Origin of the sequence: Microcoleus sp. PH2017_12_PCY_D_A, assembly GCF_020738565.1 — a bacterium.
Lineage (GTDB): Bacteria > Cyanobacteriota > Cyanobacteriia > Cyanobacteriales > Microcoleaceae > Microcoleus.
The window spans coordinates 1-13,875 of the sequence record NZ_JAEQCI010000009.1; the positions used below are offsets into that span (position 1 = coordinate 1).

The 13,875-nt window shown below is 43.8% G+C and carries 15 protein-coding genes; 5 read left to right on the forward strand and 10 right to left on the reverse strand.

Features of this window, described 5'->3' with window-relative positions; translation table 11 throughout:
- Window positions 1-7: 7 nt before the first annotated feature.
- From JGK39_RS00100 to JGK39_RS00140, 9 genes are all read right to left on the reverse strand, one after another.
- On the reverse strand, window positions 8-1,507 hold the full coding sequence (locus tag JGK39_RS00100; RefSeq protein WP_293295378.1) for a hypothetical protein: 1,500 nt from the start codon (window positions 1,505-1,507) through the stop codon (window positions 8-10).
- Window positions 1,508-1,512: 5 nt separating this feature from the next.
- The gene (locus tag JGK39_RS00105) at window positions 1,513-1,827 is read right to left on the reverse strand and encodes a hypothetical protein (protein ID WP_293295379.1); all 315 of its coding nucleotides are present in this window, start codon (window positions 1,825-1,827) and stop codon (window positions 1,513-1,515) included.
- Window positions 1,828-1,832: 5 nt separating this feature from the next.
- Complete coding sequence (locus tag JGK39_RS00110; protein WP_293295380.1) at window positions 1,833-4,673, reverse strand: CHAT domain-containing tetratricopeptide repeat protein; 2,841 nt, start codon at window positions 4,671-4,673, stop codon at window positions 1,833-1,835.
- Window positions 4,674-4,858: 185 nt separating this feature from the next.
- Window positions 4,859-5,518, reverse strand: a complete 660-nt coding sequence (locus JGK39_RS00115) for a hypothetical protein (protein ID WP_293295381.1) — start codon at window positions 5,516-5,518, stop codon at window positions 4,859-4,861.
- Window positions 5,518-5,982 carry a hypothetical protein gene (locus JGK39_RS00120; RefSeq protein ID WP_293295382.1) on the reverse strand — a complete coding sequence of 155 codons (465 nt, stop codon included), beginning with the start codon at window positions 5,980-5,982 and terminating at the stop codon, window positions 5,518-5,520. Before JGK39_RS00120 ends, JGK39_RS00115 begins: the two co-directional genes overlap by 1 nt.
- Window positions 5,983-6,120: 138 nt before the next feature.
- Window positions 6,121-6,351: a hypothetical protein gene (locus JGK39_RS00125; protein ID WP_293295383.1), complete on the reverse strand. Its 231-nt coding sequence runs from the start codon at window positions 6,349-6,351 to the stop codon at window positions 6,121-6,123.
- 18 nt (window positions 6,352-6,369) lie between these two features.
- Window positions 6,370-6,774: a type II toxin-antitoxin system VapC family toxin gene (locus JGK39_RS00130; RefSeq protein ID WP_293295384.1), complete on the reverse strand. Its 405-nt coding sequence runs from the start codon at window positions 6,772-6,774 to the stop codon at window positions 6,370-6,372.
- Window positions 6,774-6,998, reverse strand: a complete 225-nt coding sequence (locus tag JGK39_RS00135) for a DUF2281 domain-containing protein (protein ID WP_293295385.1) — start codon at window positions 6,996-6,998, stop codon at window positions 6,774-6,776. Before JGK39_RS00135 ends, JGK39_RS00130 begins: the two co-directional genes overlap by 1 nt.
- 144 nt (window positions 6,999-7,142) lie before the next feature.
- The gene (locus JGK39_RS00140) at window positions 7,143-7,937 is read right to left on the reverse strand and encodes a cation diffusion facilitator family transporter (protein ID WP_293295386.1); all 795 of its coding nucleotides are present in this window, start codon (window positions 7,935-7,937) and stop codon (window positions 7,143-7,145) included.
- Window positions 7,938-7,981: 44 nt separating this feature from the next.
- Between JGK39_RS00140 and hpsU the strand changes: the two genes are divergently transcribed.
- From hpsU to JGK39_RS00160, 4 genes are all read left to right on the forward strand, one after another.
- Window positions 7,982-8,659: a hormogonium polysaccharide biosynthesis acetyltransferase HpsU gene (hpsU, locus tag JGK39_RS00145; RefSeq protein WP_293295387.1), complete on the forward strand. Its 678-nt coding sequence runs from the start codon at window positions 7,982-7,984 to the stop codon at window positions 8,657-8,659.
- A 97-nt stretch (window positions 8,660-8,756) separates the two neighbouring features.
- Complete coding sequence (locus tag JGK39_RS00150; RefSeq protein WP_293295388.1) at window positions 8,757-10,235, forward strand: mechanosensitive ion channel domain-containing protein; 1,479 nt, start codon at window positions 8,757-8,759, stop codon at window positions 10,233-10,235.
- A 69-nt stretch (window positions 10,236-10,304) separates the two neighbouring features.
- The gene (locus JGK39_RS00155; protein ID WP_293321924.1) at window positions 10,305-10,643 is read left to right on the forward strand and encodes a hypothetical protein; all 339 of its coding nucleotides are present in this window, start codon (window positions 10,305-10,307) and stop codon (window positions 10,641-10,643) included.
- Complete coding sequence (locus JGK39_RS00160; protein WP_293321926.1) at window positions 10,637-11,425, forward strand: hypothetical protein; 789 nt, start codon at window positions 10,637-10,639, stop codon at window positions 11,423-11,425. Before JGK39_RS00155 ends, JGK39_RS00160 begins: the two co-directional genes overlap by 7 nt.
- A gap of 273 nt (window positions 11,426-11,698) precedes the next feature.
- On the opposite strand, the gene JGK39_RS00165 is transcribed toward JGK39_RS00160, so the two are convergent.
- Window positions 11,699-12,307 carry a TetR/AcrR family transcriptional regulator gene (locus tag JGK39_RS00165; protein ID WP_293295392.1) on the reverse strand — a complete coding sequence of 203 codons (609 nt, stop codon included), beginning with the start codon at window positions 12,305-12,307 and terminating at the stop codon, window positions 11,699-11,701.
- A 114-nt stretch (window positions 12,308-12,421) separates the two neighbouring features.
- On the opposite strand from JGK39_RS00165, the gene JGK39_RS00170 reads away from it, so the two are divergent.
- A complete protein-coding gene (locus JGK39_RS00170) occupies window positions 12,422-13,843 on the forward strand; it encodes an HlyD family efflux transporter periplasmic adaptor subunit (RefSeq protein WP_293295394.1) in 1,422 nt (473 codons plus the stop codon).
- Window positions 13,844-13,875: the final 32 nt, after the last annotated feature.

The window sequence follows — 13,875 nt, forward strand, 5'->3', positions numbered from 1 at the left end:
TGTGACGCTAATACTGCATAATTTCAGCCCAAAAGCGTTTGGATTCCAAGTTTTCACAACTGATAAAAAAACCGACCCACATCTGCGGAATGTGGGATTTAAACTTACCATTAATTTTCCATTTACCATTTTTCCATCCTACCAATCCGCCCACAATTATTACAGCTAAAAGACTGAACAACAAGCTTGTTACGCCTGGATGCAGCCGATCGCCCTTTTGAGGTATCTTGATAACGAGGGGTTTGTCAATATCATTGGTAATCGCAGAGGAGACAATTCCTCCCGCCCCCAAGCCAGCACCTAATATTTGAATGGTTTTTTCTAAAGAGCGATCGCGTTCTGCTTGCTCAATCTCCACCCGTCCTCGGATAGCATTTAAAGCTTTTTCTAGTAAATCCGATCCATTGGCAAAATAGTCCAAGTCTGCTTGAATTTGCTCTGCAAAAATATGAGCTTTTTCATCTGCAAAAATTTCAAGAAAACTTAAATCTTCTTGTGGGTATTTTTTTTGGAGCAGCTTTAGCTCTCTTTCATAATTTTGAAGATTGATTTTAAGAGGGAGGCGGTAGTTATCCAAGTTTCTGATTAACTCAACGTAACTAAGATTAAGGCTAGGAATGCGGTTGAGTGCCTTTTTTAAGTCTTCTAAATTACTCGCATCTAAGGTTTTACGATCTGGCAAACTTTCAACAATAGCTATTTCTGCTTTTACTTCTTTATAGCTATTGGATAGGACTTTATAAACAGAGCGACTTAATTTATATGCCTGAGTAATTTTATGGCGATAGCAAAAAATATCAACTAAATTAGGGTATTCTTCTTGTAATTTTCTGTCTGTTTCAGGAGTCACGAATATCCAAACTAAAACGTGACAATAATTTTCTAACTCATCGGCAATACCATACTCAAAAATGGGACTACCAAATAATTCACCCGATCGGTAAAATGGAGGAGTGTCTAACTTGTCTGGAATAAAAGCTCTCAAACATCCATCTGCCAAAGATTTCAGCTTTTTTTTGTCTTCTCTTGAGTTCCAAAATTGCCAAGTTTTCTCTGGAGTGTACCAAAGAGTTAACAATAAAGTTTGACCGAGAGAAGAATTAACTTGGCTTGGCATCCAGCAGTCGCTGGGATGCAATCGTTTAAAAAAGTCTATATCTACGTCAGAAGTTTTGATTCCCTGTTCGTTTTTTTCGGGACGGCGGACATTTAATGCTAAGGCAAATGTGTCGTGAATTCGGACGGGATACGCAATGCCTGCGATCGGGGAATCTGACCATTTTTCAAAGAAAATGGAGGCATCGTCTTCGGTTTGTTGAGCAGAAAGTTCAACTCGATATCCGGGTTTGTCTTGGATATCAATTGTTTGATTAATCCCGAATTCTTTTAAGATATTTTCGCCTTTCTCAAATAGTTCTTTGAGATTATCTTTTTGAGGTTCAGATTCTTTTCGCAAATGATATGCAAACAAATGAACATTCGGCGCATAGATTTTGGAAGGAGACATAAAAGCTATTTCCCCTTTTCGATTTCTTTGAGTTTTTGTTTGACTTCTTTACTTAATTCTTGAAAGACGTTACTGACTCCTGCTTTAGGTTGTTGAGCTTTAACCTTAGTAACTTCTTTGTTATTTGGTACAAAGTTCCTAAGCTGTTCTCTGATATCTTTGTGTTTTCGTAACCATGTATTCAGAGTTTCCTCTATATTTTGCGAAGGTTCGCTGCTAACAGATTCTAAGGCTTGCTCCAATTCTCTTAAACAGTCTATTTCAATTGATTCGCTTTTCACAAAGTTTGGAAAAGCTAATAATAGAGGATTTGTAGTCATAATTTTTAGTTTCCTATAGCGCAAAATGCAGCCCAGTAAAATGGGCTTTCAAATGGTTTTTCGTCAGAATCGTAACTTCCAAGGAAACCTTTGATATCTTGGGTTGACTTTGAATCTAATTTTAATTCGCCAATCCATTCTAGTAATTTAGATTGGGTAGCATCTCGCAGCCAAATTTGGGCCGTATTGAGGGCTACTGCCATATCAGCGGTTGCCAGATTTTCGTAGCATTTAATCATTAGATAGGCAGTGGCGAAGTCATCGACTGACCACAAACTGGAGAGAACCCCCTGACTACCAGCATACAAAAAGCCTGTAGCCAAGCCAATACAGTCATCACTCTGCTTTGTTGTGTCTGTCAACCCCGTTTCGCAAGCGGAGAGGGTGACGAGGCGACATTTAGGTAAGTTCAGTGTAGCAAAGATGTCTTGCAGAGTTAGGCATTTGGCGGGGTTGGCTTGTCCCCCGGAACGCAATCGGAGGGATTTTTGCCCGGTGGGGGTGGGTGAGTCTGTTGATTCGATCGCTCCTGCTAAGATTAGGGATGAAATTAGGGGTGTCTGGAAATCAAAGGAACCGTGACAGGAAAAGTGGACGTAGTGCGCTTGGGCGAGGGTTTCCAGGTTGTCGATGAGGGCGGTTTTGGTGGCTTGTTGTTTGCTTAAAATGTCGGCGGGTGTAAAGTCGCGTTTGATGACTTCTACTTCTATATCCGTGTATTTAAGGTCTTCGGTAGGGTTTTGGATAGCAAAGAGGGTGCGGGTATCGGCGGGTGGGCGTTGTCGTTGCTGTACCCGTTGCAGGAGTTGACAACTGGGGGCGTATCGCACGCCTTTTTTGAAGCAATCTAGCAGACAAGGATTAGCGGGGGGTTGGAGATGCGGAGTTTCTTGGTTAAATCGCTTCCAAGTTTGTTGGCTAACAGATAGGGCATGAAGGGGGAATAGATGCAGGTAGCGGTGGGGAACTAAAAGTAGGGAGTCACAATTGGCTAGGGCGGGATGATTGAGAATTTCCTCAAGGCGCAATATTTGGGAAAGATTACTCAGCCACTCGGAAAGATTATCTTGCCAGGTTTCGGTGTTGTTAAATAAGGCTTCGAGATACTGTTTATTCCACACTTCCAGATTTTCTAATTCTGCTTTGTCAAACTGCACAACTTCCAAACTTGACTGAGTGACGATGAAAATTTGGAAACTGTCCGTGCCGATATACCACTCTAAAATAGCGGTGTGGGAGTCAATCAAATCGCGGATTTCGGCAACGGTAATAGGTTTGACTTCTTGAGTGAGGGTGAAGGCGGGATCTAGTTCCTGACACTGGGCGAAAACTACGTCGAGTTGACGCTGATATTCTTGCAGGAGTTCGCGCTGTTGGGCGATATACTCGCGGGTGTAGCTGGATGTTTCGCTGCTACGAAATCCCTGGAAACTGTCGCGATTAAAAGTGCTGTTATTATCTACTTGCGCTAATTGCCGTATTGATGAAATGGTACTTCTTAGCCTGCGTAATTCCTGTTTGAGTGAATCGCTAGCGTCTTTTGGGTAAAGTTCGGAATTTGCTAGCAGTTCGACTAAGTTGCGGGATTTGCTGCGTTCGACGGTTTCGAGAGCTTTTTCAATTTGTCCGTCATTGATGCAGGCTTGCACCATTTTGATGTAGACATCTATGGCATCCGATTGGATTTCTTGACGGGCTGCTTCGTTGGTTGCCCATTCGCGACGTTTTTCTACTGCTTCTATGGCTTTTTCATAACCTTGTATAGCTACTGTCCAGTTTTGAGTAATAAAAGCAGTGTCACCTAACAATAGAGCAGAGCCAAAACATTCTCTGGGTAACAATGCAGGAGTGAAAATTTCTAGAGACAATTGCAAACATTCAGTAGCAGATTTAATTTCACCCTTTTCTTTGTAAATAAATCCTAAAGTACGTTGAGTAAATGCCCATTCATAAGGATTTTTTTCACGAAGGAAAACTTGTAAAGCCTCTTGGCTATGAGTGAGTGCTATTTCTAAGTAATCTAGTCTTTCACCATTACTTATGAAGAGATAAATGGCTGCTAGGTTATGTTGGATATTTGCCCAATCTAGGGGAAACTCTTCACGGGTAACAACTTGTAAGGCAGATTGGCAATATTTAATTGCTATTTCCCCATTATACGCCTTATTTTTCGATTTTTTTATGGAGTTCTCTACTAAGTTATTTTGAATCATTGCCCATTGTCGGGGAAATGCCTCACGGCTATAAACTTCTAAGGCATCTTGATAATTGGCAAACGCCAACTCTTGATTATATGCTTTTTTCCCTCTAATCCTTTGAGCGTAAGCCATTGCCAGATTATTTTTAGTTCTTGCCCAATCTTCAGGAAACTCTTCAGGGGTGAAAACTTCTAAGGCATTGTGATAAAATGCTAATCCTTGTTTGATATTTTCTGTTTCATCGCCGAAAATTCTATCCCTATAAGCATTGCCCAAATTATGCTGATTTCTTGCCCAGTTTAAAGGAAATACCTCACGGCTATAAATTTTTTGCGTCATCTCAAGACCTGTAATAGAAATTTCTATGTTCTGGGCTCTGTTGCCTAAAGGGAACTCTTTGATTAAGCTACTAAAATTGCTAACAATATCAGTAATTATTAAAGCTTCTGGATAATCTTCTGTGTCTATAATTGCTGTTGTCCAGTCTCGCCATAAGATCCTAAACTCCTCATTTAGTTTGTCTTGATTTGCTGCTAATATTGGGTAAAATCCTTGGGGAGTATCATTGCCTTCTAAAATTGCTTGTAAGATTTCCAACCAAAAATCTAAATAGGTTTGTGAAGTTTTATTTGCTGCATCATTGTTCATAGCTATTTCCATTGCGTATAACCTTCAAAGTATCAGCCCTGATTTCTGCAAACTTCCACTCAGTCTCTTTTTTCGAGGTCAAACTACACAAACAAAGTCTGCCTACGGGGACTAAGAGATAACAAAATATTGCAACTTGTCAATATTTTTCTTAGTTTCTATACTGTAAACACTCTATTTAGCTGTTAGGCTTTCGATCGCATTTCTGTTTCGCTCGCACCAGCTCGCACCATAATTGTCCGAACAAGAGAACCAAATATCCTCCACCCGACAAGACTTAGGCTGGCGTGCCGTGTCGCTAACAGCAAATCATCAAGGCGTATCTGTATAATGCCATCAAATATGACAGTATTGCCCACAATATTGCGAGAGTCCCCTGGTAATGGTGGAAGATACATTCGCTTAGTCGATTTGAACTTTAGCAGTTCACCGAGGAGTTGCTTTGCATCAGGATCGTCAGAAAAAATTGGTTGCAATCGCAGCAGTGAGGCATAATCGCGGCGGCCCTGAACAAGGTCACAGGTTGAGCTTGCGACAGCAAACTTCATGTTAGTAATACGTTCTCCCAAGAAGTAGCCAGCGTCACTACTAATAATATCTCCCCGCAAAAGCGCGAAGGCATCCTCATCGTCGCCAACCAAACCTCTTGCTAGCATATCCCGATACTCAATGGGCTGACGCACCAGCGCTCCCTCTGCTCCGAAAACTTTCTGACGGTCTTTTGTCTTACCAAGTCGATCGGCAAAGTCCTGAATAATTGTGAAAACTCGATCATCGTGAGAAAGTTCGCGTAGCTGATTTTCAAGAGTTTCGAGATTATTAGGCTCATTATTTGCTACAGCCATCACGATCGATCTATCCTATTGTCGATCGCATTCTTAGATTCCAGAGGACGCTCAATTTCATCAGGATCGAGCATCACTTCATCATCTTCATCCAAGTCGAAATTCTCTGGAACTAATCGATCGAAGCTATTGCGGGTTGGAAGTTCAGGCAGATCTCCCAGCATCGCAACTGCTTCAGCAAGTAGATTCAGATTCTCTGGATCGGGGTGTTTTTGTGCCGCCCGCACAGCCAAGATGACGATACGCAATCCTCCCCTTAGCCGATCGACATCACGAGCTAGTCCATACATTGCTTGAAAGTCATTTTCCTCAATAATGCGGTACTGTCCTGTTTTTGTCTGGAGGGTAGCAATGACACCATTGGCGATCGAACTCAGTGCTTCTGCGCCCTTCAAACGAAACTTCTCAAATGATGTCCAATTTGCACCGCTTCGCAACCTAAATTTTTTATTTGTAATTTGCATAGTTTCACCTCTTTACTATATCCTAACGTAAATTCAACGAAAAAACAACGGCTTGCGAGAATATTTCGTGACAGGCGAAGAGATGGGGAAAAGCCGGTTTCTTGGATGGTGCGCGAGTGGCCAGAAACGGGTTTTTCGCTATGTTTTTATTTCTTGCAAAATGCGACTATTCAAACGCTCATACTCATCCTCTAGCAGCCACATTTTAGCAGATTCGTAATTGTCACTAGAAAAAATAACTTGATAGTTTTGTGCCGGGTTATGGATGCAAAATATCCCTGATTTTTCCTTAACTAACATCAGGATATAAGGAGGAGATATCAGAGTATCAGCCCAGATTTCCGCAAACTCCCACTCAGTTTCTTGCATGGTAAATTCCACTCATACTCACCAAATTGTCTGAATAGTGGTTAACGCTTGAATTTTCGCGTCGCGGGTGACTAACGGAAGACTTAAAGATAAAGCAGTGGCTGCAATAATCCTATCTGGCATATCTGGCACCACATCGCGGGGAATCTGACGCAGAGTTTGCGCTGTTATTACATCCAAGGGGGCGATGGCTAAACCAGTCCCCGGATCGGATAAGGCATTGATTAACTGCTCAAATGCCTCTTCGGGCAATCTATATCTTTCCACTAAATACCCTAATTCTACCACAGAAATTGCGGACACATAAATCGAATTCCCTCCTGCTAATGCTGTATCCAAAGCAGTCATTGCTGCTGGCGATAATCGAGCATTCTCCCGCAAATACCAGATAATTGTATGAGTGTCGGCGACAACGGCTGTCATTAAATATCGCCTCTAGGAAAATTTCCCCACATTTCTTTTCTAGCTTGGGCAATATCTTCTTCGGTGATATCCATATCTAAATTAGCCCACATTCCTTTGACGCTTTTCAGAGGTCGCTTGAGAATGTTTTTTTGATGAAGAAATTCAGCAAAGTCTAAAACTTCTTGCTGCTGATTCGGGGGTAATTCCCGCAATTTATCTAAAACTGCTTGCTCTAAATCCATTGTCTTTTTTGCTCGGTTTTTGGTGTAGTTGACATAACTTTGATTTTGCTCTGTTCTATTTTCATTATATACCTATCTTTTATACTTTGGATCTTAACCGCAGATGTCGGCGGATAAACGCTGATAAACGCTGATGAGGAGACATCATTTGATTAGTTCTTCAAGGGATGGAAAGAGCAATTTTTCGGCGCTCACTATTTCGCAATCGCAAGGTTGTTGAATTGCGGATATTGCTGATACTTTTCCCAGCAGCAATTGGATGCTTTCAATTAGCAATGGTAGGGTTAATAAAATGATTGATACCGAGACTAGCAAGCTAATCAAGCCATCCGCCCAATTCCAGTGCAGCCAAGCCACGGCGATCGCAGCTAAAATTACTCCAGCCGACGAAAATATATCGGCAACGGCGTGCAAAAAGGCGCTTTTGAGGTTCAAGTCGCCGTGACAGCAGGAGTGCAAGCAGCAAGCATTGATTGAGTTGATGCTTAAACCGACTATTGCGGTAATTAACATCGGGAGTCCTTCTACTTCCGGGGTTGGGGACAGCAAGCGGGCGATCGACTCTGCTGCAATCCAAAGCGCGATCGCTACTAAACTGATACTATTAACTAAGGCTGCTATGATTTCTCCCCGTGCAGGAATTGCCGATCGCGCGATCGCACAATCCACCGATTTACTGCTTTTTAGTGACGAATACCAAGTCGCAGTTAATGCGATCGCTAAAGCTGCTACATCAGACAAAACATGACCGGCATCTGCCAATAGGGATAAACTGTGAGAGCTCGTGGCGGCGATTAACTCTGCTACGAAAAAGCTACTAAGCAGTACCAAAGCTGTTTGTAAAAGTCGCACTTTGGCAATTCTGGGATTGGGATTGTCGCATTGTGCGAGATTCTTGGTGTTTTCAGGGTTAAAATTGTCCCCAACTGGAAATATCATGCAGCAATCCTTACAGCTAAACTCGATTTTCAATCAAACATTAGATGACTCATTATACGCCAAGTCCCGACCCGGAACCGCCGCATCCGATCGCAAATTCCCCAAATCCTGAAATCAACGATCGTCCAATTGGCGACAACCAACCAAATATTTTAACAGGCGAATCTTTAATTGATTTGCGGCTGTACAACCAGTCAAATTTCGATCGCGGAAGACCTGGTTGGCTAATTTTGCTGTGGTGGTTGGTGCAGGCGATCGCATTTCCCCTCACTCCACACCCTTGTAATAGCATCAGAAGCGGCTTGCTGCGGTTATTTGGTGCAAAAATAGGTCGCGGTGCGGTGATTCGCCCTACGGCTCGTTTTACCTATCCCTGGAAAATTGAAATCGGTGATTGCAGTTGGATTGGCGATGATGTTGTATTGTACAGTTTGGATCGAATTGCGATCGGCAAACACTGCGTCATTTCTCAAAAAAGCTACCTCTGCACCGGCACTCACGACCCCCAAGACCCAGCCTTTAGCTTAATCACAGCACCTGTTATCATTAATCATGGCGTTTGGATTGCCGCCGACTGCTTCATTGGCCCCGGTGTCGAAATCGGTGCAAATGCTTTAATTGGAGCTCGCAGCAGCGTCTTTAAAAATATGCCAGCCGGCTTTGTTTGCACGGGAACACCCTGTCATCCCCGCTATCGGCGAGAAATTCAAAAAAGTTCGTAGTGAGGACTTCAGTCCTTTCTTCTGCACTTCGTCAAGAAATAATCGAGAAATATTAAAGCCTTTGGTACAGCCATATATTTACTTAATTTACTACAAAATGACTGTAAATACAATCCCCCAAGAATTACTGACAAATATCTCCCAAGTCTTTACATCTACCTTATTTAAAATCGGGGATAATCCTGTATCGCTGCGGTCACTTGGGGAACTGATTGTATTGTTCGTGGTTGTCCTCGTTATATCGCGAGCTTTTACGGATTTTCTGAAGGAACGCTTGCTCGTGCGATTGGGAATTGACGAGGGAAACCGGGAAGCAATTGCCGTAATCTTGCGCTATTTGATAGTGGCTTTGGGAGTTATTGCTGCCATTCAAAGCATCGGCTTTAACCTCGCTTCTTTGGCAGTTGTCGCGGGGGGATTGGGAGTCGGAATTGGCTTCGGAATACAGGATTTAACAACTAATTTTGTCAGCGGCTTAACGCTGCTTTTAGACAGGCCTGTGAAAGTCGGGGACTTTGTGGAATTAGAAGGATTGATGGGAATTGTCAAAAAAATATCGATTCGCTCGACGATTATTACAACTAACGACGACTCCAGCGTTATAGTTCCCAACAGTACCATGATTAGCAACAAAATTGTTAACTGGAGTTACGACAACCCGCTACTATGTCTGCGACTATCCATAGAAGTAGCGGAGAATAGCAATCCGCTGTTAGTGACAGAAACTTTGTTAAATATTGCTTACGCAGAAGCAGGGGTTTTGTACGAACCGCATCCGAAAGTATTGTTTGTTGAGTTTGGGGATGATAGTTTTAAATTTGAGCTGTTAGTTTGGACCGATCGGCCGACGGAAAGAGAAGTAATTAAAAGTTCGTTGAATTTTGCGATCGAGTACAATTTCCGCCAGCAGGGAATCGATTTTCCGTTCAACGACCGAGAAATTTATTTGAAAAATCCCGAGGTTTTGTTGTCGGTGTTAAATCAAAAGGAAACTGCAATCGCTAGGAACAAAATACCTAAACAAAGCCCAAAAATGCCAATACTGGGAGAGGAAGCCAAAAAGCAACCGTCACTTAGCGGTTTGCTGCGAGAGGTGCAATACTTTGAAACTCTGACGGATCTAGAATTGCGGCAATTGATAGAAGTTGGATACCGCCAACGGCTGCGGCCGCAAGAATTCTTGTTTCGCGAAAATGACCCCGGAGATGCTTTTTACTTGATACTTTCAGGTTCCGTCGAAGTTTTTGTCGAAGCTATTGACAAACACCTAAATAACCTCGGTACGGGTCAGTTTTTGGGGGAACTTTCTTTGATGTTGGGAATCCCCAGAACTGCTTCGGTGAGGGCTTTGGAAGAAACAATTTTGTTTGCAATCAATAAGGAAGGTTTCCAGAAAGTTTTAACTGAACGACCGGATTTATCCGAACAGATTATCCAAGAAATAGTCAAACACAAAGAAGAGTTAAGCGAGAGACAGCAACTATTGCGAGAGATGGAATTAGTAGAGGCAGCGGAAGAGGATGAAAATCCTGTAGAATGGGTGAGGCAACGGCTGAAGAAATTATTTAGTGTTTGAAGTTAAAATTAACCTAAATAAATATCGCACATCTGCTATTATTAACGGATAAAGTTAATCGTAATTGCTATGACGCGATTTATTCACGATCGCTTTGCTAAAGAATTTCTGGAAGAATTGCTGTCGCCGATCGGTACGGTGAATGTCGGTCGCGATGTGACAAGCGAAGTCCGAGAAATCGATGTTTACTTCACTCCTGGTACCCCAATTCCCGAATACTCCGAAAATCTAGGATTGTTGGGAAAAATGGCTGGTACAACTGCTATTTTTGAACCGTTTCGCAATCCAGTAAATGTGGTCGAGGCGATTAGCTGTATCATTAAGCTGTGGAATTTGCGAGGTGAATTGCAGCGGGGGGCTAAAAGAAAAAATACTCCCTCTGATGATGCTGAGTTGAAGCATTGGTAGAGGGTTTTGGTGCGATACCGAACTCGCAAAATTGGGTTGAAGGAATTTATTTTTTGCCGGGGCATTGGGAATCGGCAATTGTGGTGATTCACCAGTTGCCAGAAACTCCCGAAACTCTGTGGTTGAGGATTTTGGGCAAAGGGAAAGTGCAGGAAAGGGCGATCGCCCAAATGAGCGTTTTAGCAACGGACGATCCGTTGCGGATTACTGCGCTAGAATTATTGTATCGGTTACAGTCAAATTTAGTAGCTGATATCCCACAGAAATTAGAGCCAGAAGAGCGGGAGTTAATTATGGCGATTGCACCACTTTTTCGAGAACAAATACAAGCTGCACAGCAACAAGCTAGGGAAGAAGGATTAGAACAAGGGCTAGAACGAGGGCTAGAACGAGGACTGGAACAAGGGCTAGAACGAGGGCTAGAACGAGGCAGACAAGAACAACAGCGGTTAATCTTGGAAAATTTTCTGCGAGTTCGCTTTGGAGAATTAAGCCCGAAAATGACGGTTTTTCTATCTCCAATATCCAAGTTGTTTGCTGCGGATTTTACGATTTTGTTGCTGGCAATATCGATGCTGACAGTCGATGAATCGGGGCGGGAAGAAGCGGTCAAGTTGTTAGCTGAAAGTGTCTTAAAAATGTTTGTTACTAACTTGGAGGAGATTCGGCCCCAGGCTGTGACTAATTTATTGGCTTTGCCGATCGCAGAATTGACATTGTTTGTAGAACAACTGCCACAGTTATCGGATGCTGAATTGAGGGAAAGGTTGGTTGACAGTTGACAGTTGACAGTTGACAGTTGACAGTTGACAGTTGACAGCAAAGTTTGAAAGCTCAAATGATGGGGGAAAGGGAGAGGGAAAGCGACGGGAGCATCTCTTTTTTGAAAAAAGCATTTTTATTATAGTGCGAGCGTCCCCGCTCGCGATCGGTGCAAGGCTAGCGAGCGGGGACGCTCGCACTATGAAATGCTAAACTGAGATACTCCCAAAACGACTACTCAAAACCTCAAAAATTAACCCCATCACCCATCTTCCCATCAACATTCGATCGCACTAGGAATTTAACTCCGCAGGCAAAATCAAGTGCAGCAGAGCATCGATCGCTCGATCGCGATCCATGGGCATAATATCTTTACCGTGCATCATCTCCTGGGTTAACTGGAAATATACCAGAGAGCCAATAAAAATCCGCGCCGTCGCCTCCGGATCGGACAATTTTAACTCTGGATGCAATGTTAAATATTCAGTCAGCCGATCGATACCCGGTTTAGCTAAGTTTCTCACAAAAGTCTGCGCTAGCTGCGGAAAACGCCCCGACTCCGCAATCACTAGCCTGACGAAATTGAGAAATTCGGGTTCGTGCGTCGCCTGATCCAATATAGTTGTGGCAATGAATCGCAGCGCTACGGCGGGTTCTTCATCCAGAATTGTAAAATGGACTTTTTTTCGCGCCAGCCACTGCACCAAGGCTGCAAACAATCCCTCCTTATCTTGAAAGTAGCTGTAAACCGTGGCTTTGGAAACTCCCCCCGTCTTCGCTACCTTGTCCATACTCGTGCCCGCGTAGCCGTGGGTTAAAAATTCTTGCATCGCACCTTTGAGGATTTGCTCGCTTTTATCACCTGCTGTTGCGTCTGGTTCGATTGGTTTTGTCCTAGCCATCTCTGGTTTCTGTAATTTTTGCTTCGGGTATTGACATCATTATACTGAACGGTTTAGTATTCAAATAGAAACTAAACCGTTTAGTTTTTACCTACCCAAATCATGAGGTGTGTCATGGTACACCGATTAACAGCAGAAAGCTTATCCTCCAATTCACCCTTAGTTAAACAACTCCTAGTTGTAGCAGCGTTCTTCACTCTGGCGGCTGGGGGAACTACAGGCTACACGATCTGGCGATCGCGCATTCCCGATCCCAACGCAGCCACCGCAGCCGCCACCGTCACAGCATCCCAATTAACCAGTGTGACAGCCTTGGGGCGATTGGAACCGAGGGGAGAAGTGATTAAAGTTTCGGGATCTGGGGCGGCGGATGGAAACAGGATCGATCGACTCCTGGTAAAAGAAGGAGACATGGTGAAAACAGGTGAAACGATCGCAATTTTGGACAATCGCGATCGCCAGCAAGCAGCCTTTGAGCAAGCACAAGAACAAGTGCGCGTTACCCAGGCAAATCTAGCAAAAGTGAAAGCTGGAGCCAAAAACGGCGAAATTCAAGCCCAGAAAGCCAGTATTGCCCGCTTAGAAGCCGATCGCAGCAACGAGATCGCAGCGCAACAGGCGATCGTTGCTCGCTTAGAAGTCGATCGCAGCACCGAAATTACAGCCCAACAAGCCACCATTGCGCGCTTGCAAGCTGAACAGCAAGGGGAAATTCAAACCCAACAAGCAGCAATTGCGCGCATAGAAGCCGAACTCCGCAACGCCATAAACGAACAGCGACGCTACTCGCAACTGTACCAACAGGGAGCAATTTCTGCCTCAACTAGCGACAGCAAAAGCCTCGCCGCCGAAACAGCCCAACAGCAACTCAACGAAGGAAAGGCAAAACTCAACCAAATTCGCCAATCCCGCCAGCAGCAGATTAACGAAGCCCAAGCCAAACTGAATCAAATTCAGCAATCTCGCCAACAACAAATTAACGAAGCGCAAGCCAAACTCAGCCAAATTCAGGAATCTCGACAGCAGCAAATCGACGAAGCCGAAGCAAATCTCGATCGCATCGCCGAAGTGCGCCCCGTTGACATAGAAGCAGCCGCCGCCGAAGTCGGTTCCGCCCAAGCCGCCGCCAAACAAGCGAAAGCCAATCTAGCTCTAGCTTACATCCGCGCTCCCAGAGATGCTCAAGTCCTGAAAATTCACACGTATCCTGGGGAAAAAGTGGGCAACGATGGCATTGTCGAACTCGGACAAACTCGCGAAATGCTGGCGGTGGCTGAAATCTATCAAAGCGATGTGGACAAAGTACGGATTGGACAGCCAGCCAACATTACTAGCGATTCTTTCCAGGGGGAATTGCAGGGAAAAGTAGAATATATCGGTTTGCAGGTGCAGCGGCAAAACATTGTTAACACCGATCCTTCTGCGAATATTGATGCTCGAATTGTGGAAGTGAAAGTGCGTTTAGATGCAGCTTCTAGTCAAAAAGTAGCGGGACTGACCAATTTGCAAGTCAAGGTTGCGATCGGCGGGAATTAAGAATTAAGATTTTTTTAACCGCAGAGAGCGCA